Below are 22,444 nucleotides of genomic sequence, written 5' to 3'. Positions count from 1 at the left end.
CGAGCTGCCCGAGAGGTTGACGTTATTACCAAGACCCGGCCCGGCCTATGTGTGGTTGAACGATGCCTGGACGTTGGATGCCGAACTGGATCTGGACATCAAGACCAAGGAGGAATTGCGCTGGATCGCGCAGGCGCTGCTGCTGGCTGCGCAGGAGATCTACAAGCACGAGGATCAAGATCCCACCGCCACGGCGTCAGAGGATGGCTGGCGGCAGTATCGCGTCGCGCTTCGCGCCTGGCCGCAACATGCCTCGTTTCCCGATATGGATAAACGCCCTACGCCGCCTGCGCAAACTGAGGATGCCGACGATGAAACTTGATAGCGCAGAAACCGTTGGCCTGTTCAAGTGGGTGCTCGGCAGCTGGAGGCGCCTAGGTATGCTGGTTGTGCTCACAGTGTTTGCGGGCTTTTCATATTTCGTGTGGGAGGAGCGCGAAAAGATATCGTCCGCCGCAGCCAGTCGGTGGGCGAATCCGGAAATTATCGAGGAGCGATTGCCCGACGTGGTCGCGGGATTGACGACGGAGCTCAACCCCAAAACCATTTACGTCTGGTCCGCCAATGTCGCCGGCAACACACGGCGCCCCATTTACGTGTGGATCGATGGCGTCCGGCGGCCCGAGCTGGAAGGGAAGGTGGAGATGCTGTTTCCTGACGACAGTCAGGGGATCGGCCACGTCGCACGACTCATCAAGGGGCAGGAATTCTGCGAAGCGTTCGAGCCCCGTGAGTCGATCAGGGAGGCGGTCAAGCAGGCTAACGTCAACTGGTGGTGCGTTGTCGGCATCCCGCCAGAAATGACGACGCTGATTGGCGCCATTACCGTCGGTTTTTCGGAACAGCGGCCTGAAGATTTTTCGGAGATTCAAGCCTCCGTGGTGCGATGGGCACAGTATTCAACGGGGCGCACCTGGTGATGAGCAAGACCTCACATTTCAGCGCACCACTGCGCGTGCAATACGACGCCGAGGCCAGCAAGACCCTCGGCGGCGATCACTGGCGGGTGACCCAGGACTTCCGGTACTACATCCAGCATCACGAATATCCAGCTTGGGTGCACGTGCCGGCTGGCTACCTCACGGACGGCGCCAGCGTCCCCCGTCTGTTCTGGTCACTGATCCCGCCATGGGGCGCCTATGGCCAAGCTGCCGTGGTGCACGACATCGTCTGCGAATACCTGAGCGTTACGGTAGACGGCAAGCCGGCGTCGATCACGCGCGAGTCGTGCGACCAGATCCTGCTCGAGGCGATGACCGTGCTCGAGGTGCCCACGCTCAAGCGCAAAGTCATCTCCGGCGCCGTAGGCCTCTACCGGCGCCTCTCGGGTGTCGCGTATCCCACCAGCACGCCACAGAAGCGTGCGTTGGAAGCGAACTGGTCCAGCTGAAATCGGCCGACGGGTGTGATGCGTGGGGATTATTGGTGGAGGCGTTCCGGGCGTTTGTAGAGCCGCCGGCGCACGTAGAACAGTCGCTGGATGGGCTGGAGGAGGAATAACAAAAGCCCGGCGTTGAGCCGGGCTTACTGGTCAGTCTGCTTGCCCCCAGGGGAGCGCTTGCAGAATGTAACGCGGCTTGCTGTTGCCTATTCTCTTCGCATTTACCGTTATCTTAAATGAGCGATATAGGTGCTGGTTTATGGTGTTCGGATTCGGCACATCTCTCTTGATGCTTCCGTAAATAACATGGCCATCTGCGGTTTTGAACTCAAAGGTTCTTTTGTCTGGCAGGGCCCCAATAAACTCACCCGTGAATGCTTCGATGGTTTCTTTTATGTTGTCTAGGCTGAGCCGTTCCTTGCTGCGCCTTACCTGCTCACTATCAACAAATTGAAATTTTTTCGTCCGAGTAATCAGAGAGCAAGATGCTTCATAGCTGGACAATTTGCCCAGGAAGTCAGCAACAGCTGTAATGGCCCTATCGGCCAGCCTAGATACTGGCTCGGATAATTCTTCATCACTTTTCGTCGTCGCCTCGAGCAGCTCGGCTATCAGATCAATCGCCTGCGAAACCGGCGTGGTCCCCTCAAGATCAAGCTGGCGCTCAGCAGGTGCTTCTTCCAGCTGAAACCCAAAAGATCCCAGTGCCGCACCAGTAATCAATAGCTGATTGCTTGAACGCTTCGGGATGCGGCCTTTATCTTTCAAGGTTCCAGAAATAGAGGCGGCAATCATTGCAACGGCTTCGCTGAATGCCTCGGTAGCCGAGGCTCCAAACTCAGCGAGAACCCCTTGAGTGCCCCACACCGGAGACCCGCGATAGGTTAGCGTCACTTTTGCCGGTTGATAGGAGTTTTCACTATGCTCTTCCAGAAGTGATTTTGTGCGCTGAATCCTGGACTTAAGCGACATGATCGTAAGCTTGCTTAGGCCGGCTTTAGCAATTTCCTTTTCAAGAAAACTAACCTCTGCTGCGGCGTGAAGATACTCATTCCTGTTCATGTGAGAGCTCCTGTTGACGAGCTTCGAGCATTGTCTGCGCCTCTACATCTCGATGTGGCGCCAAGTCCAATTTTAGGAATCCTTTCCATTGTCTCGACCTCCGATGGGACCACATGCTGTACCAATATGCAGTCATTGTTACCAAGCGCTCAGGACTGTCTTGCAGGGATTGGATGTAGAAGTCGACCTTGAATCGCTCCTTGATCCACTCAGTATCACTCAAAAGGCGGATTTGTTCCTCTGTTAGCGCGTCAAAAAAATCATCACCATGATGAGTGAACGTAACAACATCCACATCCCCGGGTGGCCGATGCTCAATCAGCTCGATGTTTTCTGAGAAGCTACCATTGAGCCACTGGAAGCCAGCGTCCATACCCATGCGATGGAGTTCGGCTCGATGCGCCAAGTATCCGCGAAGGATATGACAGCGCTGTACGCTTGTTGCAAATCTCTGAATTAGCTGAATGAGATCGGTTTCGTAAGGCGATCTGTTCAGGTCAACGGGATTCATTTCATTTATTGGAGGTAATAGGCCCTCCGCGTTCCATTCAGGAATCAATCCCGACCTCCTTTTCTTGTTTGTATACGGTCAATCGTACCGAACACCGAAGTTCCACAGAGCCTGAGACTCAGCATTGCCGCACAGAGCGCCCCCTAGATTGTTGTCAGCGCCGAGCTCACGCCCCGGTTTTCAGACAAAAAAATCCCCACGCCTACGGCGCGTGAGCGAGGCGCGGGGCAACAACGGAAATAGGTGAGGAGTGCCGGCCACTCCGCGATCAGCCCCTAGATCTACTAGCGGAGCCATGGTTACCGCCATGTTGGCCAACCCTCCTCGAAATGAATTAAAAGTCAGTGCGTGCTCGGCTGAAAGTGAATAGATATCAAAAACGGATTATGAATTCGGCAGAACGCCGGAGGAGGGGAAAAATCCCCGCACCTGCTGGAGACCAGGTGCGGGGCAAAGACGTTTCGCATGAGGAGCGAAGAGATCTGCAACAGCACGCATGCCTCGTGCTACCTGCTGTTCCCCCCCGGGAAAGAGCCAGCCTTAAGCCCCCTGCAGATCTCTTCGGGGCCTATTAGGGGCTGTGCTTGGCTCTGAGGCCAGTCAAAAAACATCAGAAATAGATTTGGAATTGGCAGAATGCCCGGAGAGGTGGCCCCCTAACTGTAGACGCACGCAGGTGGGGCTAGTTGGCAGTACTTGCGAAGTCGACACTGACTTGGATAACAACGGGGGCTTTTCGTTTTCTGATGAAATTTGGTTGCCCGCCCCCTGATTTTGCTGCGGCAAAGCAAACTTTAGCCGCCAATCCGCATGCGTACTAGAGGTAGATCAGTTCAATGGTGGCAGAACCGTCAATATCAACATCTTGAGTCAAATCAAGATCACTTGCATCGGCTAACGTCAAGTGAGCATCGATCGATCCCGTAACACTCTCGACGGTCGCGGGGGAGGTGTCATTCAAGTTGCCGAAGGAAACCAAGCCGGTACTTTGGTGATCCGCGAGGAAGGGAGCCGGAGACGCCCTCCAATTTTGCCCATCGTCGGACGAGTGCAGGAAAACGCCCCTGTCATTGTCAACCAGGCCTAAACTCACGTCGTATAGGTTGTACCCGATGTTATTGCCACTCGCGTCCTGCCCTATGCCGAATCGCGTAGTCACTGCCTGAGGGCCACCCCCCGAGATTTCAGTACCCTCACGGTTGTCAGTGAACTTTAAAGCGATGCGTGCCCCACCAGGACACATCACTGAATAATTGTTCACGGGATATACCGTGTGACCGAGAAAGTAGTTAAATTCGCCGAAATTGAAGGTGCCGCCGTTGCTAACGTCTAAGGAGCAGGATACGGGCGAAATTTCGCCACTGACGGACAGCGTGACATCGGCGGCGTGCGCTATTGAGGCACTGAGGGCGGTCAGCAATGGCAAAGCCTTCAAAAAACTTGTGTTCATAAAATTCGCTCGCTTGATCGAAGCACTCGTAGCGGCTGAGCATGAGCGTCGCCGAAAGTTTGTTTATGGCTGCCTAATATCCTGAAGACCTCATTAAATACCTAGGCATAGATAATCAAAAAGGCTCGCTGACATCCGGCCCAGCAGCATGAACTCCAGACCCGTCAGTGGCTTGCGCTCGCTTTCGTAGGTCGAACGTGAATTCTGAGTTTGCTAGACTGGCATCCGTTCAAATAGAGCCGAGACTAGTAAGTCATGCAGCTAGTAACGCATGGACAGGGTGCAAGCGCTCCTGGAATCAGACGACGAGTGGATGCGTGAGTGCGTTGGTGGAAGCGTTCCGGTCGTTTGTGGAGCCGCTGGGGCACGTGACGCAGCCTCAGGATGGGCTGGATGAGGAATGAAAAAGCCCCGCACTGGGCGGGGCTTTCAAATGAAGCAATCACTCACTGCGATAAGGCTCGACTCAACCCCCAAACTATCGCACCGACAGCGCTAGAAAGAAGGACTGCTGTGCCGATAAACCACTTGATCAGCGAGCTTTCGACTCGAGTTATCTCAGTTCGGCAATCTGCAATAGCTAAGTTTGCTTTCCCTACCTCCCCGGCCATGTCCGCCTTCGTTGCGAGATTTGGGGCAACATGCTTATCGAATGCTGCCAGTGAGCTCTGGATACCGACAAGCGAATCTCGGATTTCTTGGGTAGTCTTCTCCAGTGCCGCTACGCGCGCTTCCATGATGCCTCCACCTGGTGGGTTTCCACCTCCAGTATTGCGAAGCCTGATCGCTTTGTCATCCTCCATTTGTGGGAAGTCGCGCACGTTATCACTCATAGATTCGATCCTCTATTTGAAAGACGTGCTCCCAAACCGCCCCCGCATTAAGGTGTCTTGTATTGCCGCATTGTCCGCAACTGAGATGGAAGGCCCATTCAGCGATTTCAGAACTATTAACGCTGGGAGTGACATATATCGCAGGCTCTCCCTTAATCATCGGAAAAATCCAATTAGAGCTCCCGCAGGCCGAACAAGGCCGTGCGCAGTTTTTTGCGTAGGTATATTCTCTGAGCTGATCCGTTGTTATGCTCCGGACCTGTCGAACCATCTCATTTATTTCTTTCGCTTTTTCTGTCTCTTCGGTCATGCAAACAAATCCACTGTTCAGATAGGGCGGCGCACTAGGCGGGGCTTTTTATGGTGCGAATGCGCTATCTGACTTTGTTTATTGAAACTAGGGAGTTTCCATCTTCATTGGCTTTCACTATGCATTGAAAGCCTGTCCTGATATTGGCATTAAAGGAGTTTTTCGAAGTGACAAACTGCTGAACTACCCATACTCCTTTTTTCAGATCGGGAGCCGTGACCGGTGTTTCAAAATCAGCAGACGTTGGATCTTTGAGTCGGTCATAGATGGCGCCAAAACATGTGGATTCAACAGAGTCTACGAGTTTTTTTATTTTTTCAGCAGCTTCTTCGGCTGCCTTTTTGTCGGCCGCTTTTTTGGTTTGCTCTTCCTTTTTAATTCTTTCTTCCTCGGCCCACTCCACTTTTTTGACGGCCAGCTCGGCTGGTGTAAGGTTTAGGCTTTTAGCTTTTGAGTAATCTGAATAGGTGCTGAAGCCGTTAGTTTCAGCAAGGTCGTTGCGAATTTTGCTGTTAATCGATTGGAAGGACAAAAGCATCACTATTGATATGGCGATGTAAGCTCGCTTGGTCATATCTCTTTTTGTGAGTTTGTTAATAATTTTTTGTGGGGTTTGAAAAAGCAAGATTAGCGAAATAAATATTCCAATCCCTGCAGTTTTTGATTCACTGCTTATTAGGCAGGCAACATAAATAGATAGAAGTGAAATGTATAGCGCGAATTTAAATAGTTTTTTAAGAAGGGCTTTTCCTTCTTCAATGTCTTGCTTTTCCTTCGCAATTTTCTTCTGTTTTTTTAACTGCTCCCTTAGAAGCTGCTGCGATGCTCCGCAGTGTGGGCAATTGGCTGCGAGGTCGCTCACAGAGCCATTGCATTCGATGCAAGATTGAATAGCCATCATTGTTCCTTTCATGCGCATGAAAGCCGGCCGCATGCCAGCGCGCGAGAGCTTGTCCTTGACTCTGGTGAAGGTCTGTAGGGGGAGCCTTAAAGCCTTGAGGGGGATTCCTGATTTTGTGGCGAGCACTGACGGCGCAGAACGGCTGGAGCCGACAATTTTCACGCCAAAAATCTTGCCGCAAAAAATATTCAGCCATTGGAATACGCGGCCTCTAGAGGCCTGAGATCAAGACATTTGAGGCAACTTTAATGCTGCAAGTGATTGATTATTATATTTATTGTTTCGGACTTAAAATCCCCCGCTCGTAAGGGCGTGCCGGTTCGATTCCGGCTTCGGGCACCATCTTTATCAAGGGCCTGCGAGCGAAAGCTGCGCAGGCCCTTGTTCGTTTCCGGTGCGCAATTATTGACCCGGTCGGCGTTGTTATCCTCTTGCGCCATTCGACGCAGGCTGCGGCACCGGTTCCCCGCTGATCGCATCGACCATGGCTGGATGCTCTCCGGCCGCCACACGCAAATCCTCCGTGACGCGCAATTCCGCACCCGTCGGTGAAAAAGTCGCAGCCGCTGTGAAAGGCGCCGGGTTGGCCGGAACAGGGCGTTTGCCACGGCGCCAGAAGAAAAAGGCGACCATGCAAAGATTGACTGTCGCGAACACCCAGAACAGTCCGTTTGCTCCGTACGAGTTCATCACGGGCGAGATCATCATCGGACTGATCGCCGAGCCCAGTGAGTTGATCAGCAGCAAACCCTGAATCATCGGCACCAGCGCTTCGGCGGGCGCGCGGTCGGCCGCGTGGCTGACGGCAACCGGGTAGAGTGCAAACACGCCACCGCCAAGTAAAAACAGTAGCGCAGCGAGCATGGTTGAAGACAGCGGCAACAACACGATCACCAGTGAGAGCACAGTGCACACCACCGCCAGAAGGGTCAGCACCTGCAAGCGGTCCTTGCGGTCGGACCAGCGTCCAACCGGGTATTGCAAAAGCATGGCGCCGAGGATCGTCCAGGCCATCATGCTGCCGACTTCCCCGACGTCCAGACCGGTGCGTTGCAGGTACAGCGGTAACAAGGTGTAAATCGCCGCGATGGTCACACCCGAGCCGAAACACCCCACCAGCCCGGTCGGCGTCACGCCCAGCAGTTGGCGTGGCTTGAGCGGCTCGACCTGATCGAGCAGTGGCGAGACCCGTGGCAGGATCACGATCGGCAGTACCGACAGCGAGGCGAGCATGCCAGCGACCATGAAGGGCGCGCTGTCGCTTATACCGGTGATCGTGCCCAGCGTGGCCTGTCCGAGAACGCCTGCGCCGTAGAGGACGATCATGTACAGCGCGAGCAGGCGGCCGCGAATCTTCTCGTCACCGGCGAGCAGCAGCCAGCTTTCGATCACCAGAAACACACCGACCGTGGCCCAACCGTTGACCAGACGCAGCACGAGCCAGCCCCAGGTGTCATGGAACAAGCCCTGCAGGAGGATGGTCACGGCAATCAGCGAGGCGAAGCTGCCGTAGGCTCGGATATGACCGATGCGCAAAATCAACCGGTCATTGAACACCGCACCCAGCGTCAGCCCCATGAAGTAGGCCGAAGAAACAATCCCGATCATCGTTGCCGACGCACCGGCCGCATCCAGTCGAAGGGTGGTCAGGGACGACAGAAAACCATTACCCAGCGCAATGATGAACAGCCCGAGCAGGGGCGCCAGCGCCATGGCCAGCAAACGCGGTGACATAAAAAACCTCAAGAAATCGAACAGCGCGACATGCGCCACTTACGCATGCGGTTGCCAGGCTGAAACAGGTGTCAGTGCAAGTGTCTGCCGATCGGGCAGGGCGGTGGCGTGCGCCACACCTCAATGAGGCATGGCCAGGCTTGCAGATTCCTGTCTATGACCCAGACCCGAGCTCTGCAAGAGCGCGCGGGATTCTAAGGCCTGCGCAGGATTTGCCAAGAGCTGAAGGCTGCGACGTTAGGACGCAGGTTCATCCGGCAAAAAAGCGAGCGGCGGAAAAATCATCAATCTCAGCTGCGACAGGGATCTGGTTGTAGACCCCACCGTGGTAATTGAACACCTGTGAATTCCACGAGCAATCCAGTTGCAGTAAAGCCCTAGGTGGTTTCTGACGCGCACATTTGCCGTCGCGGACTTTCACCCCCTTCGGGGCTCAGCACCATGGCGGCGCAAGCGGCCGCCGCAAAAACACTCAGGGCAACGATCACACCGGCAGCCTCCAGCACACCGCCGAATATCGGTGTGCCAGCGGTCTGACCAAGCGCCAGAAGCAGAAACGGAATGCCCAGACCCAGATCCGGACGTTCAGGGAAAAGACTGATGCCCTGAAGCAGATAAACACCTGAGGAGACGATATAGGCCGCACCAAACAGACACATCGCTGCGAGGCCAAACCCGGCTGAAACGCCAGCGGCGGCCAGTCCCAACGTGCCGGCGGCAATCCCTGCGAGCGCCAGATGCTGCATTCGGGCGACACCGAATCGGCCAGTCAGCACACCGGTCATGCATCCGCTGATTCCCGCCGCTCCCAACAATATCCACGCCCACGCAATCGACTGATCGGTGAAACCGGCCTCGCTGCGCAAAATATCGGCACCGAAGGTCCAGATCGCCGTGCTCGCCAATCCCATCAGGAAAGCGCTGGCGCACAACGACAGCACGCCGGGGCGGCGCAGCATTGCCAAAGAGAAATCCTGCGCGACATCATGCGCAACCCGGCGGGGCACCGCCAACCACAGCCAGACCGTGATGCCGACGCCGATCAAGGCAAACAGCGCATAGAGCTGCCGCCATTGCCCGGCTGCCAATACCGCTGCCAGACCCGAAAAAACGATACCTGCCGCCGTCCCGGCATTGATGGAGCCATTCGCACGCGCTCGATTAACCTCAGTGATACGTGCCGCCACCGCGCTGGCCAATGGCGGCGAAGTCAGGCCCGTGCTCAAGCCCGCCAGCGCAATGCCTGCGCCCAGAACCAATCCCGACCAAGCGATGACAACCAGACCCATCCCCAACGTCGCAGCTGCGCCAGCCATTACTGTCAACCCGCGCGGGCTGACCTTGCCGTTGCAGACAAACGCCGCAACGATGCCCACACAGTAAGCCGCAAAAGCGCTGCCGCCGATCCAGCCGGCAGCGGACACGCTGAGTGCCAGATCCTGACGAATCTGCGGCAGCAGCAGTCCATAAGCGAACCGCGCCAGGCCATAGGACAAAGCCGTCAGCGCGAACGCCGCCGCGACCAGATTGATGCTGCGCCGCTCAAGACTCATGGTGAAATCGCACCTGTGTTTGCTGATTGTCCACCACGCCCGATGGATGGTAGGCAAAGGGCGAGGGCAGCACCCCGTTCAGGGGCGTCAGTGCGCCAGCATGTTGTGGTGGATGCTGTCCATGATCCATAGCGAAAGCCCAACCAGTAGAAGAATGATCACCACCGAAAAAATCAGCGCTCTGAGGTTCCAGCGCTGTTCCTTGGCGGTGTCCAGATGCAGGAAGTATTTGAGGTGAGCGAAGACCTGCACCACGCCGAGTGCGACCACCACCCACGCGGTGACGCTGCGTGGCAAGGTAGGGTACATGACGAGGCCAAAGGGAATCACCGTCAGGATTACCGAAATGATGAAGCCGACCATGTATGAACGACTGGTGCCATGGCTGGTGCCGGCACTGCTATGAATCGGGCTCTGGTTATACATGTCACACCACCCCCAGCAGATAAACCACGGTAAACACGCAAATCCACACCACGTCGAGGAAGTGCCAGAACAGGCTCAGGCAACTCAGGCGCGTGGTGTTAGTGTTGGTCAGGCCACGGCCGCTGATCTGCGCCATCAATACCGCCATCCACACCAGGCCGCTGAGCACGTGCGCGCCGTGGGTGCCGACCAGGGTAAAGAAAGCCGTCAGAAAACCGCTGCGATCCGGCCCGTAGCCTTCTTCGATCAAATGATGGAATTCATTGATCTCCATGGCGATGAAGCCGCAACCCAGCACGAAGGTGACGCCAAGCCAGCGCAGCACATGGGCTTTGTCATTGCGGTTCATCGCCAGCATCGCGTAGCCGTAGGTGATGCTGCTCAACAGCAGCAACGCGGTTTCCGCGAGGACGTAGGGCAGTTCGAAAATGTCGACAGTCGAAGGCCCGCCAGCAACGCTGTCGCGCAGCACGGCATAGCCGGCGAACAGCGTGGCGAACAGGATGCAGTCGGTCATCAGGTAGATCCAGAAACCGAAAATGCGCATCGACCCCGCGTCTTCGTGGCCGTGTTCATGGCTGTGTGCGATGTCTTTATCCAGAACGATATTGGACATGTTCAAGCCTCCGCCAGATCTTTGAGACGCGCTGTTTCAATCCGTGCGACTTCCTGCGCCGGGACGAAATAGTCGATGTCTTCGTCGTAGCTGCGCACCACCATCGCCACCACCGAAGCCACCAGGCCGAAGATCGCCAGCCACCAGATATGCCAGACCAGGGCGAAGCTGCAGATCAGCGCGAAGACACTGATCACCAGGCCGGCGGAAGTATTGCGCGGCATGTGAATCGCACGGTAGTCGGTATGGCTCAGGGTGCTGACGCCGCGCTCCTTCATGCCCCAGTAGGCGTCGAGGTCGTTGACCTTCGGTTGTTCGGCGAAGTTGTAGAACGGCGGCGGCGAGGCCGTGGCCCATTCCAGCGTGCGACCGTCCCAGGGGTCGCCCGTGAGGTCGCGGTATTTGGCGCGGTGGCGGATGCTCACGTAGAGCTGCATCAACTGCGTCGCCACACCGCAGAGAATGATGCCGACGCCGACCAGCTCCAGCAGCAGCCACGGTTGCCAGGCGGGGTTGTCGAAATGGTTGAGACGGCGGGTCATGCCCATGAAACCGAGTACGTAAGACGGCATGAACGCGAAGTAGAAACCGACCAGCCAGCACCAGAACGAAATGCGCCCGAGTCGGTCGTTGAGGCGGAAACCGAAGGCTTTCGGAAACCAGTAGGTCAGCCCGGCCATGTAGCCGAACACCGCGCCACCGATGATCACGTTATGGAAGTGGGCGATCAAAAACAGGCTGTTGTGCAGCAGGAAGTCGGCACCGGGAACTGCCAGCAGCACGCCGGTCATGCCGCCGATACTGAACGTCACGATAAAGCCCAGTGTCCACAGCATCGGCGTCTCAAAACGCACGCGGCCGCGATACATGGTGAACAGCCAGGTAAAGATTTTCACCCCGGTCGGCACCGCGATGATCATCGTCATGATGCCGAAGAACGCATTGACGTTGGCCCCGGCGCCCATGGTGAAGAAGTGGTGCAACCAGACGATGAACGACAGGATGGTGATCGCAATCGTCGCCCACACCAGCGAGACATAGCCGAACAGGCGCTTGCTGCTGAAGGTCGCGGCGATTTCCGAGAAGATCCCGAACGCCGGCAGAATCAGGATGTACACCTCCGGATGGCCCCAGGCCCAGATCAGGTTGACGTACATCATCGGGTTGCCGCCGGCTTCGTTGGTGAAGAAGTGCATGCCCAGATAACGATCAAGGGTCAGCATCAGCAGGGTTGCGGTCAGAATCGGGAACGCGGCAAGGATCAGGATCGAGGTGCAAAGCGCATTCCAAGTGAACACCGGCATCTTGAACAGGGTCATGCCTTCGGTGCGCATCTTGAGGATTGTGACGAAGAAGTTGACCCCGGTCAGTAACGTGCCGATGCCGGATATCTGTAGTGACCAGATGTAATAATCCACCCCGACCCCGGGGCTGTAGCCGAGCTCCGACAGGGGCGGGTAGGCGACCCAACCGGTGCGGGCGAATTCACCGACGCCCAACGAGATATTCACCAGCGCCGCGCCGACCACGAACAACCAGAAGCTCAGCGCATTGAGGAACGGATAGGCGACGTCGCGGGCGCCGATCTGCAGCGGCACGACAATGTTCATCAGTCCGACCACGAACGGCATGGCCATGAAGAAAATCATGATCACACCGTGGGCGGTGAAGATCTGGTCGTAATGTTCCGGTGGCAGATAACCCGGCCCGCCGCTCGAAGCCATGGCCTGCTGGGTGCGCATCATGATCGCATCGGAGAACCCGCGCAGCAGCATGACCAGCGCGACGATGATGTACATGCAGCCGATTTTCTTGTGGTCGACCGAGGTAAACCATTCACGCCAGATGTAACCCCATTTGCGTTTCCAGGTGATGGTGCCGACCAGGGCAAAACCCATCAGGCCAACGATGGCCAGGGTGTACATGACGATGGGTTCGTCGAAGGGAACCGCGTCCCACGAAAGTTTCCCGAACATGATTTAACGCTCCTCGGCCAGCAGACTTGGTTGTTGATTGGCGCGCGCGTCGTCGCTGTTGCGTTGCACCTGGGTTTGGTTCTTGCGCGGTGCCTTGTTCATCCCTTCGTACTTGTCGACGATGTCGAGAAACAGTCGCTCCTGCACAGTCGAGTAATAAGTGATCTTGTGCGCCACCGAAGGTTTGGCCAATTCTGCGTAACTGGTCTGATCAAGTTGGCTGGGCGCCGCTTTGACTTTGTTGATCCAGGCTTCGTAGTCCGCGCCGCGCAGTGCCAGGGTGCTGAAGTGCATGTCGGAAAAACCGTGGCCGTTATAGTTCGCGGCGATGCCGCGATACTGGCCGATTTCATTGGCGATCAAGTGCAACCTGGTCTGCATGCCGGCCATGGCATATATCTGCCCGCCGAGTGCCGGAATAAAGAACGAAGTCATCGCCGCGTCTGAGGTGACGGTAAAGCTCACCGGCGTGTTCACCGGAATCGCCAGTTCATTGACCGAAGCGATGCCCAGATCCGGGTAAATGAACAGCCATTTCCAGTCCGTCGCCACCACTTGCACGTTGACCGGTGGCACGTCCGAATCCAGCGGTCGGTACGGATCCAGTGCATGGGTGGTTTCCCATGTCACCCAACCCAGCACGCAGATGATCAGGAACGGCACGCCCCAGACCACGGCTTCGATCTTGTGCGAACTGGCCCAGCGCGGCGAATAGCGCGCCTTCTTGTTGGTGGCGCGGTAGCGGTATGCAAACAGGAAGGTCATGACGATGACCGGGATCACCACCAATAGCATCAGCCCCGTTGCGAGGATGATCAGGTCGCGTTCATCACGGGCAACATCACCCTTCGGGTTGAACACCACCAGATTGCACCCGGCAAGCAAAACGCTGCTCGCGAGACAGACCAGGCAATGGCTGATGATTCGCTTCATACATCCCCCTGTTTCCATATCGATCCCTGTTTGTTCGGGCAACACTTGGCCAGGGACAGACATCACTGTTTCTGTGCCCGCTTATCACCATCGGCGGATTAACGAGTTGTACTTGCGCTCGCCTGGCCTCGAACTTTTGAATGAGCATTCGGGCGATGGTTTTACAAAATGTTTCGCAAGCTGACGAACGGTTGAACCAGCGAAACGGCGAGCGGCAACTGGCGGGCTATGCTGAAAATGCCTCTCCACAAACGGAAATCACTCCGCGAGAGGCCGGTTTTTTATAGAGCAAGTTGAGTTCAGGAGTACGACATGTTCATACGCGGTGAGATCTACGAAAAATGGAAGGCAACGCAAAAGCCAGAGAAGTGCCACACGGAAGAAGTCGAGAACGGTTGCCACATCGAAGTGCGCGCACGGGAGGCCGATGACGGCGACGTGGAAATGTTCATCAGTGTCTACACCGCGACCGGCGAGCGCGCTTACGAGCGCATCAAGAAACTGCCCGGCGTCGAGTGGGAAGTTGAAGATGCGCTCAAACGCGGTATCGATCAGGCAGAACGAATCGCTGGCGGCGAGTCCGGGCGATTGGCCTGTGCCGACGCGCAGGGTCACGACAATGAGTGACCCTGCGCGACGTTCAATTGGCCTGTCGAACGTCAACCTCCCCGAGCTGGTTGCACTGCCAGCGCCAGGCATCGGCGAGCATGCATTGCAGTGAGCGGCTCGCCTGCCAGCCCAATTCTTCACTGGCTCTTTGCGGGTCCGCCCAGCAGCGTGCAATGTCACCTGGTCGCCGCGCTTCGATACGCAGCGCGATCTTGATACCGCTGACTCGTTCGAAGGCGCTGATGACCTCCATCACCGAATAGCCACGCCCGGTGCCAAGGTTCCAGATACTCACACCATGGCGATCGCGCAGGGCGTCGAGTGCGCAAACGTGCCCGAGCGCGAGGTCGACAACGTGCAGGTAATCGCGGATGCCGGTGCCGTCCGGGGTCGGGTAATCGTTGCCGAACACTGACAGGTGCGAGCGCTGGCCGCTGGCGACTTCCAGCAGATAGGGCAACAGATTGTTCGGCGTGCTGGTGGGCGCCTCGCCGAGCAGCCCCGAGGGATGCGCACCGATCGGATTGAAATAACGCAGCAGACCGATCGACCAGCGTGGATCGGAGCTGGCGACGCTCTTCATGATGTTTTCCGACATCAGTTTCGACATCCCATAGGGATTGGTCGGCTGGCCGGTGGCGCAGGTTTCGTTGATCGGCAGGGTGGTGCAGTCGCCATAAACAGTGGCCGATGAACTGAACAACAGATGGAACACTCCGGCCTGGGCCATCGCCTGGCATAAGGTCAGGCTGCCACCGACATTGGTGTCGAAATAGCGCAGAGGCTCGCGCACGCTTTCGCCTACGGCTTTCAAACCGGCGCAATGCACCACGGCATCGATCGGGTAATTGCGCAAAAGATTGTCGAGCAGGCGTCGATTGCGCACATCACCCTGAATGAACTCCGGCCGTTTTCCGGCCAGCGTACTGATGCGCTCGATCGCCGTGCGCTGGCTGTTGCACAAGTTGTCGAGGATCAATACCTCTTCGCCCTGACTCAGCCACTGCAGTGCGACGTGCGCACCAATGTATCCCGCACCTCCTGTTATCAAGATCATGCGCCCGCCCTCACAAGTGCCGCCATCGGCGATGGCTTCGCAGTAGATGGTTTGCATGCGCCTTGCGGCGGCAAAACCATGATTGTCATGGACGGTAGGGGACGGATTGTCCGGCGAGTTCAACCTTGTTTGCCCACCGGTACATGCCCTTCATCGGTTGCGGGCAATGTTCGGCTGAACGCTGGGTGATCAGCGTGATTCCAACATTCACGAGCCTTGCGGCCTCATCGAGAAATGCCCTGCACTTGCAGTGTCGACAAGTGTGACGGGGCGGTGGCTCGGCTTTGAGTCGTCTTGTTTTCCTTGATGAGGATCTGGCTATGAATCTTGCAGAACAACCTGAGTCGCTCGCACTGGCAAGCGCGCAAAACACTGTAGAAACTTCGCTCCAGCTACGGCCAACACTGGTGTGCCTGTCGCACTTGCGTTGGGGCTTCGTTTATCAGCGGCCGCAGCACGTCATGTCGCGATTGGCCAAAGCCTACGACGTGGTGTTTTTCGAAGAGCCGGTATTTGCTGAAGGCATCACGCCCAGGCTTGAAATACTGAATCCGGCGGCAGGGCTGGAAGTGGCGGTTCCGCATCTGCCTATCGGCCTGAGTGCAGAGGCCATCCAACAGGCGCAGAAGCAGTTGCTTGATAAACATCTCGCCGGGCGAGTGCAGGGTGATCTGCTGCTGTGGTACTTCACACCGATGAGTCTGCTGTTTACCGAGCACCTCGACGCTCGGGTCACTGTGTACGACTGCATGGATGAGCTGTCCGCTTTCATTGGCGCGCCCGCGCAGTTGATCGGCATGGAGCAACAACTGCTGGCCAAGGCCGACGTGGTGTTTACCGGCGGCGTCAGTTTGTGGGAGGTCAAGCAGCGTCAGCACGGCAATGCCTACCCTGTGCCGAGCAGCGTCGACATCGCGCATTTCGCCGCGGCGCGACAGGCATTGCCGGAGCCGCCCGATCAGACATCGATAGCGCGGCCACGCCTGGGCTTTTTCGGCGTGATCGACGAACGCTTCGATATTGAATTGATCGAGCGAGTGGCGACGATGCGCCCCGATTGGCAGATCGTCCTGATCGGGCCGGTGGTGAAGATCGATCCGCAAACGCTGCCACAACGGCCGAACATCCATTATCTGGGCGCCAGGCAATACGCCGAACTGCCGGATTACCTCGCAGGCTGGGACGTGGCGCTGATGCCGTTCGCACTCAACGCCTCCACGCGTTTCATCAGCCCGACCAAAACGCCGGAATATCTCGCAGGCGGATGCCCGGTGGTGTCAACGCCGATTCACGATGTGATCAGCGGCTACGGCCAGAGCGGCGCGGTGTTCATTGCCGATACCGCCCAGGCTTTCGTCGAGTCCATCGAAAAAGCCTTGCAGCTCAAAGGTACGACTGAATTTCTGCAGTGCGCCGATGCCGCCATCGCGGGTATGTCGTGGGATAACACCAGCCGCTTCATGCAGGAGCAAATCGAATGCCTACGATAAGCCTTGAGAGCGCCAGGTCCGAACGCGGCACTTACGATTACCTGATAGTCGGTGCCGGATTTGCCGGAAGTGTCATCGCTGAGCGCCTGGCCGAAGGGCTGGGCTGCCGTGTGTTACTGATTGACCGGCGCCCACACATCGCCGGTAACGCCTACGATCATTACGATGCCGCCGGGGTGATGGTGCATCGTTATGGCCCGCATATTTTTCATACCAACGCCCAGCGGATCGTCGATTACCTGTCGCGCTTCACCGAATGGCGCCCTTACGAGCATCGAGTCCTCGCCCAGGTGGACGGTCAACTGGTACCGATTCCAATCAATCTGACCACGTTGAATACGCTCTACGGCTTGTCGATGTCCTCCGAGGAAGCTGAGGTTTTCCTCGCCGAACGCGCCGAACCCGTAGCGACCATCCGCACCTCTGAAGACGTCGTGGTCAATCAGATCGGTCGCGAACTCTACGAGAAATTCTTCCGCGGCTATACCCGAAAGCAGTGGGGACTGGATCCGTCGCAGCTGGATAAATCGGTGACCTCACGCATCCCGACGCGGACCAGTGAAGACGACCGTTACTTCGGCGACACCTTCCAGATCATGCCCCGCGACGGCTACACGAAAATGTTCGAGCGCATGCTCGATCACCCGCACATCGATCTGCTGCTCAGCACCGATTTCAAGGCTGTGCGTGACGTCGTGAAGTACAAGCACCTGATCTATTGCGGACCGATCGACGAGTACTTCGACTTCCAGTTGGGCCGCTTGCCGTACCGATCCTTGCGCTTCGAACACCAGACCCTTGAACATGAGCACTTTCAACCGGTGGCGGTAGTGAATTATCCGCACCCGGACGTGCCCTACACGCGCATCACCGAGTACAAACACCTCACCGGGCAGACGCACCCGTGCACCAGCATCACCTATGAGTTTCCCTGTGACGAGGGCGACCCGTATTACCCCGTGCCCCGGGCGGAAAATGCCGAACTGTACAAACGCTACCGAGCACTTGCCGAGCAGACACCGAACGTGACGTTCCTTGGGCGCCTGGGCACCTACAAGTACTACAACATGGATCAGGTAGTGGGGCAGGCGCTGGCCTTGTACCGGGATATTCAAGCGGCGACCGCCGAACCCGCCGGTGCAACCGAGATCGATGCTTCATGACAGCTCTGCCGAGGGGCGACCAGTATGAGCCCGGCCCCATCTTCAGCAGCTTCGTGATGGCCGGTTTCGAATGTTCCAGTCAGCGCCGCCAGGACGGTCGCCGGCTCGACCTGTTGGCCGACACCGGACATGCGCGCTGGGTGGACAAGGACTATCGACGCCTGGCCGACCTGAACATCCGTTGCGCACGCGACGGATTGCGCTGGCACCTGATCGAGCGCAGCCCCGGCCGTTATGACTGGAGCAGCTTCGTGCCGATGCTCAAAGCGGCGCAAGCGCAGCGACTGCAAGTGGTCTGGGATCTGTGTCATTACGGCTATCCCGATGATCTGGATATCTGGCGGCCGCAGTTCGTTGAGCGCTTCGCCCGTTTCGCCGGTGCTGCGGCGAAGTTGATGACGGACGAGGGTGTCAGCGTGCCGTTCTACTCGCCGATCAACGAGATTTCGTTCTGGAGTTGGGCGGGGGGTGAGGTTGCGTACTTCAATCCGAACGCACGCGGGCGTGCGCTGGAGCTCAAGCACCAACTGGTGCGGGCGAGCATCGCCGCAATCGAAGCGATTCGCGAACAGGCGCCGAATGCGCGGTTCGTCCAGTGTGACCCGTTGATCCATGTGATCGCCGGCTCACGGCGCAGCGACGATATCGAAGCCGCCGAATCCTATCGGCTGTCGCAATTTCAGGCGTGGGATTTGCTCACCGGACGCCAATGGCCCGGGCTGGGCGGGCAAGAGCATTACCTGGATATTATCGGCGCCAATTTCTATGCGCATAACCAGTGGTATTTCCATGGCCGACGCATCCTTCGCGGCGAGCGTGATTTCCGTCCGCTGTCGGGCATGCTCAAGGAACTGCATCAGCGTTATCAGCGGCCAATACTGATCGCCGAAACCGGCGCCGAAGATGAAGAACGCTTGCCGTGGCTGGCTTACATCGTCGAGCAGACGCTGCTGGCGCTGGAGCGCGGCGTGCCGGTGCAGGGGATTTGCTGGTACCCGTTTCTCGATTACCCGGGCTGGGACAACGGGCGATATTGCCCCACCGGCGTCTTTGGCTACCCCGACGGGGAGGGTGAGCGCGCGGCGTTTCACCCGCTGCATGTCGAGCTGGCGCAGGTGCCCGAGCGGGTTGTTGCCTGTTTGCGCAGGGTCAATGGCGGACACATCGAGAGGCCGGGCAGATGAACTTCCAGCGCAGGCGCGATGAGCCCTTGCCGGCGTCAGCCGCTGCGTTTTTATGGCGCTACATAAGAGTCCGCCCGGCGCACTTCATCGCGATGATCGCACTGGTGAGCGGCGCAGCGTGCTGCGCGGTGGTGGTGCAGTACGGCATGAAACTGCTGGTCGATGCCATGGCCGCCGGGTCGGCGGCGGATCAGGTCTGGCACGCGTTCGGCCTGTTCATGGCGTTGATCGTCATGGAAAACCTGTTGTGGCGCCTCGGTGGCTGGGTCGGCTGCCACACCATTGTCGGCAGTTGCGCCGATCTGCGCGTGGACCTCTTTCATCACCTGACCGGCCATCCGATGCGCTATTTCCGACGGCATTTCTCAGGCTCGCTGGCCAATCGCGTCTCGGCGATCGGCGCCGCTGCCGACAAGGTTTACGGCGGTCTGACCTGGCGCATCGTGCCGCCATGCGTGGATTTCATCGGCGCCGTGGCTCTGCTGTTGGCGGTGCATGCGGCGATGGCACTTGCCCTGGTCGGTTGCGTGATCGTGGTTGCCGCGTTGATCACCGTGTTCGGCGTGCGCGGCCGAAGCCGACACATCGCCTTTGCTTCGCAGTCGGCGCGGGTCGGTGGCGAAATTGTCGATCTGGTTTCCAACGTCTGGACGATCAAGGCCTTCTCCGGCCGCGAACGCGAGCGCCTGCGGCTCGAGCGCGAGATCGGCATCGAGGCTGATTCGCACCGCAGCAGCTGGATGTACATGGAAAAGGCCCGGGTGCTGCATGACATCTGCCTGACCGTCATGGCTGGCGGCATGCTCGGCTGGGCGATCCTGCTCTGGCGGACAGGGCAGGTGACGGCGGGCGATGTGGTGATGGTCAGCGCGTTGACCTTTCGCATTCTGCACGGTTCGCGCGAACTGGCGCTGGCGTTGGTGGAGACCAGTCAGCAAATGGGCGTCATCAGCGAAACGCTGGGCATCGTCGCGCAACCGCACGAGCTCAGCGACACTTCGGAAGAACTGGCACCGACGCGCGGCCACATCAAAATGCTCGACGTCAGTTACGCCTACCCGGACGGGCGCACGGTCTTCGAGCATTTTTTTCTGGATATCCCGGCCGGACAAAGTGTCGGCATCGCCGGCACCTCGGGTTCGGGCAAATCGACGTTGCTCGGCTTGCTGCAACGTCTGGACGACGTGCGCAGCGGGGTGATCCTGATCGATGATCGCGACATCCGCTCGGTCAGTCAGGACAGCCTGCGCCGGCAAATCGCCGTGGTGCCGCAAGAGCCGACGCTGTTCAATCGCAGCATTCTGGAAAACATCGGCTACGGCCAGCCGTACGCCACCGAGCAGCAGATCATCGAAGCGGCGCACCAGGCATTTTGCGACGAGTTCGTCCAGGCGCTACCGCAGGGTTATCACACCCCGGTCGGTGAGCGCGGAGTGACCTTGTCCGGTGGACAGCGCCAGCGCCTGGGGCTGGCGCGGGCGTTTTTGAAGGACGCACCGATTCTGATACTCGACGAGGCGACCTCAGCGCTCGACTCCGACTCCGAAGCGATTATCCAGCGAGCGCTGAGCAACCTGATGCGCGGCAGGACGGTACTCGCCGTGGCTCACCGACTTTCGACCATCGCCAATTTCGACCGGGTGCTGGTGCTGGAGGACGGCGAGATCGTGCAGGACGGCACACCGCAGGAGTTGCGTGAGAGCCAGGGGCGTTTCCGCACGCTGTGGCAGATGCAGGCGATGGTGCACAACCGTTGAGCGCAGCCCTATTGCGCTGAACGGGTCCAGACCCTGACGTAATCGATGCGAAAGACCGAGGGCAGGTCAGCATCGTCGACCACGCCGAACCAGTCCCACATCGCTTCGCTGTCGAAAACGATTTGCATGGGAAAGTGCCAATAGTTGTTCTTCATCTCTCGAACCAGAACGCCGTCGACGTACCAGCGCAAGGTTTCGGGTTGCCAGTCGAAACCGTAGACATGAAAGGTATTGGCCAGCCGCCACGGTGCGATCCAGGTGCTGCCGGAGCTCAGGTGTTGATCATTCTGCGGTCTGGCCCAGACATGGGCGTTCATGTTGTACCGGCGATCAAACACTTCGTTGCGGGTTTTGCCGCCGATTTCGAAAATATCGATTTCCGTGGCGTTGTCCGGCAGGCCGGTCCAGGCCAGCCAGAACGCACTGGACCCGGCAGAATTCATCGGTTTCGCCCGCGCTTCGTAATAGCCGTACATCCCCCGTTCATGGGTGCGCACCATTGCCGAGCTGTAGTCCTTGTAGCCCATGGCGACATATTTCTCCGGGAGGGTCTGCTTGCGGAAGGTGATGTTCAGATTGCCGCTGCCGACCTTGGCGTTCTCCGGCAGAAACAGCGCCGGTTTGCGCCCGAGGGAATCGGTGCCGGTGGCGTTGTTGACGTGCCAGCGTTCGGCATCGAGGGCGCTGCCGTTGAATTCATCGGACAGGCGTGCATCGAGCTTCCAGCCGCCGGCATTGGCCTGATCCGACAGTGGAACATCGGGTGTAACCGGCGTCGGTGTCGGGCCTAGCGGGCCGATGCGGGTCCACGCATCGGCCTGTTGCGGAACGGCGACCGCCCATTTTTGCGCCAGGTAGTCGAACACGCTACGGCGTTCGTCCTGGTTGCTGAATGGGCGGTCATAAACCAGCACTTCGGCGATGTCGCCACGCAGGATCTCCGAGGTGCCGACCACGTTGCGCGCGACCGCGAACGGGCCGATCGGCACGTCACTGGTTTCCAGCAGCGCCAGTGTCGGTTCGTACGCGCTGGTCTGCTGCACGCTGATGCCGAAGTTCGGCGCGACGTTATCGTTGTCAGCCAGTTGCGGTCGCGAACTGAACAGCCGTTGCCAGGCCTTGCCACCGGCCTGCTCGGGCAAACGCCGCGAGACCACGAACACCGTCACCGGGCCTTTGGCTGTGCGAATCGCCTGGCCCATGAACGCCGCCGTGCCGCTGAAGCGCACCACGCCATGACCATTGAGGGCATTGTCGACCCGCGTTGGCAATGTCGTCGCGGCTCGATTGTCGACGCTGACGTCATTGCCCTTGCCGGATTTGTCGAGCCAGCGCACGACCTGATTTTGCCCCTCCAGAGTCATGGCCGCCGGATCGTTACCGTCGAGCCACAACACCAGTCCTTCAGTGACCGGCCCTGGAATATTGGCGTTGGCGCCAGCGCTCAGCAGCAGTAAAACAAACAGCATGCAGCGTGATCTGTTCATGAGTTGTCCCT

20 protein-coding genes and 1 pseudogene are annotated in these 22,444 nt (G+C 58.0%); 8 read left to right on the top strand and 13 right to left on the bottom strand.

Annotated features, from left to right (window positions below):
* The 3 genes and pseudogenes from VNV36_RS23155 to VNV36_RS23145 all read left to right on the top strand — a co-directional run.
* Window positions 1–322, top strand: a pseudogene (locus VNV36_RS23155) (hypothetical protein); the annotation flags it as partial.
* Window positions 312–920 (top strand): hypothetical protein, encoded by a 609-nt coding sequence (locus VNV36_RS23150; RefSeq protein ID WP_325720927.1) that lies wholly within the window; start codon window positions 312–314, stop codon window positions 918–920. The pseudogene VNV36_RS23155 and the gene VNV36_RS23150, both read left to right, overlap by 11 nt.
* Complete coding sequence (locus VNV36_RS23145) at window positions 920–1,390, top strand: DUF1353 domain-containing protein (protein WP_325720925.1); 471 nt, start codon at window positions 920–922, stop codon at window positions 1,388–1,390. Before VNV36_RS23150 ends, VNV36_RS23145 begins: the two co-directional genes overlap by 1 nt.
* Before the next feature lie 141 nt (window positions 1,391–1,531).
* Here the strand turns inward: VNV36_RS23145 and VNV36_RS23140 are convergent, their stop codons facing one another.
* From VNV36_RS23140 to cyoA, 11 genes are all read right to left on the bottom strand, one after another.
* Window positions 1,532–2,443: a hypothetical protein gene (locus VNV36_RS23140; RefSeq protein ID WP_325720924.1), complete on the bottom strand. Its 912-nt coding sequence runs from the start codon at window positions 2,441–2,443 to the stop codon at window positions 1,532–1,534.
* The gene (locus VNV36_RS23135) at window positions 2,430–3,002 is read right to left on the bottom strand and encodes a DUF6932 family protein (protein WP_325720923.1); all 573 of its coding nucleotides are present in this window, start codon (window positions 3,000–3,002) and stop codon (window positions 2,430–2,432) included. The genes VNV36_RS23140 and VNV36_RS23135 overlap by 14 nt, the downstream gene beginning before the upstream one ends.
* A gap of 769 nt (window positions 3,003–3,771) precedes the next feature.
* Complete coding sequence (locus VNV36_RS23130; protein ID WP_325720921.1) at window positions 3,772–4,404, bottom strand: DUF1120 domain-containing protein; 633 nt, start codon at window positions 4,402–4,404, stop codon at window positions 3,772–3,774.
* A gap of 446 nt (window positions 4,405–4,850) precedes the next feature.
* A complete protein-coding gene (locus tag VNV36_RS23125; RefSeq protein ID WP_325720919.1) occupies window positions 4,851–5,237 on the bottom strand; it encodes a hypothetical protein in 387 nt (128 codons plus the stop codon).
* A 374-nt stretch (window positions 5,238–5,611) separates the two neighbouring features.
* Window positions 5,612–6,610, bottom strand: coding sequence for a hypothetical protein (locus tag VNV36_RS23120; protein WP_325720917.1), 999 nt, complete (start codon window positions 6,608–6,610; stop codon window positions 5,612–5,614).
* Window positions 6,611–6,871: 261 nt separating this feature from the next.
* Window positions 6,872–8,182, bottom strand: coding sequence for an MFS transporter (locus tag VNV36_RS23115; protein ID WP_325720915.1), 1,311 nt, complete (start codon window positions 8,180–8,182; stop codon window positions 6,872–6,874).
* A gap of 377 nt (window positions 8,183–8,559) precedes the next feature.
* Window positions 8,560–9,735, bottom strand: coding sequence for an MFS transporter (locus VNV36_RS23110; protein WP_325720913.1), 1,176 nt, complete (start codon window positions 9,733–9,735; stop codon window positions 8,560–8,562).
* A gap of 87 nt (window positions 9,736–9,822) precedes the next feature.
* The gene (gene cyoD / locus VNV36_RS23105) at window positions 9,823–10,161 is read right to left on the bottom strand and encodes a cytochrome o ubiquinol oxidase subunit IV (protein ID WP_016774550.1); all 339 of its coding nucleotides are present in this window, start codon (window positions 10,159–10,161) and stop codon (window positions 9,823–9,825) included.
* Between the two features lies 1 nt (window position 10,162).
* Entirely contained in the window at window positions 10,163–10,777 is a 615-nt protein-coding gene (locus VNV36_RS23100; protein ID WP_253501382.1) for a cytochrome o ubiquinol oxidase subunit III, read from the bottom strand.
* A gap of 2 nt (window positions 10,778–10,779) precedes the next feature.
* On the bottom strand, window positions 10,780–12,753 hold the full coding sequence (cyoB, locus tag VNV36_RS23095) for a cytochrome o ubiquinol oxidase subunit I (protein ID WP_325720910.1): 1,974 nt from the start codon (window positions 12,751–12,753) through the stop codon (window positions 10,780–10,782).
* 3 nt (window positions 12,754–12,756) lie between these two features.
* The gene (cyoA, locus tag VNV36_RS23090) at window positions 12,757–13,686 is read right to left on the bottom strand and encodes a ubiquinol oxidase subunit II (RefSeq protein WP_325720909.1); all 930 of its coding nucleotides are present in this window, start codon (window positions 13,684–13,686) and stop codon (window positions 12,757–12,759) included.
* Between the two features lie 312 nt (window positions 13,687–13,998).
* Between cyoA and VNV36_RS23085 the strand changes: the two genes are divergently transcribed.
* Entirely contained in the window at window positions 13,999–14,313 is a 315-nt protein-coding gene (locus tag VNV36_RS23085) for a hypothetical protein (protein WP_325720907.1), read from the top strand.
* Between the two features lie 13 nt (window positions 14,314–14,326).
* Here the strand turns inward: VNV36_RS23085 and galE are convergent, their stop codons facing one another.
* The gene (gene galE / locus VNV36_RS23080; protein WP_325720944.1) at window positions 14,327–15,352 is read right to left on the bottom strand and encodes a UDP-glucose 4-epimerase GalE; all 1,026 of its coding nucleotides are present in this window, start codon (window positions 15,350–15,352) and stop codon (window positions 14,327–14,329) included.
* 320 nt (window positions 15,353–15,672) lie between these two features.
* Between galE and VNV36_RS23075 the strand changes: the two genes are divergently transcribed.
* The 4 genes from VNV36_RS23075 to VNV36_RS23060 are packed head-to-tail and all read left to right on the top strand — an operon-like array spanning window position 15,673 to window position 20,946.
* A complete protein-coding gene (locus tag VNV36_RS23075) occupies window positions 15,673–16,842 on the top strand; it encodes a glycosyltransferase family 1 protein (protein WP_325720905.1) in 1,170 nt (389 codons plus the stop codon).
* Window positions 16,830–18,005 (top strand): UDP-galactopyranose mutase, encoded by a 1,176-nt coding sequence (glf, locus tag VNV36_RS23070; protein ID WP_325720903.1) that lies wholly within the window; start codon window positions 16,830–16,832, stop codon window positions 18,003–18,005. Before VNV36_RS23075 ends, glf begins: the two co-directional genes overlap by 13 nt.
* Entirely contained in the window at window positions 18,002–19,189 is a 1,188-nt protein-coding gene (locus tag VNV36_RS23065; protein WP_325720901.1) for a glycoside hydrolase family 1 protein, read from the top strand. Before glf ends, VNV36_RS23065 begins: the two co-directional genes overlap by 4 nt.
* Window positions 19,186–20,946 (top strand): ABC transporter ATP-binding protein, encoded by a 1,761-nt coding sequence (locus VNV36_RS23060; RefSeq protein ID WP_325720899.1) that lies wholly within the window; start codon window positions 19,186–19,188, stop codon window positions 20,944–20,946. Before VNV36_RS23065 ends, VNV36_RS23060 begins: the two co-directional genes overlap by 4 nt.
* Window positions 20,947–20,954: 8 nt before the next feature.
* Here VNV36_RS23060 and VNV36_RS23055 read toward each other — a convergent pair whose 3' ends face one another.
* Window positions 20,955–22,433 (bottom strand): family 16 glycosylhydrolase, encoded by a 1,479-nt coding sequence (locus VNV36_RS23055; protein WP_325720897.1) that lies wholly within the window; start codon window positions 22,431–22,433, stop codon window positions 20,955–20,957.
* Window positions 22,434–22,444 lie beyond the last annotated feature (11 nt).

Source organism: Pseudomonas sp., from assembly GCF_035554175.1.
Classification (GTDB): Bacteria; Pseudomonadota; Gammaproteobacteria; order Pseudomonadales; family Pseudomonadaceae; genus Aquipseudomonas.
Note: the sequence above shows the minus strand (reverse complement) of the source record. Positions and strands in the feature narration are given on the sequence as shown.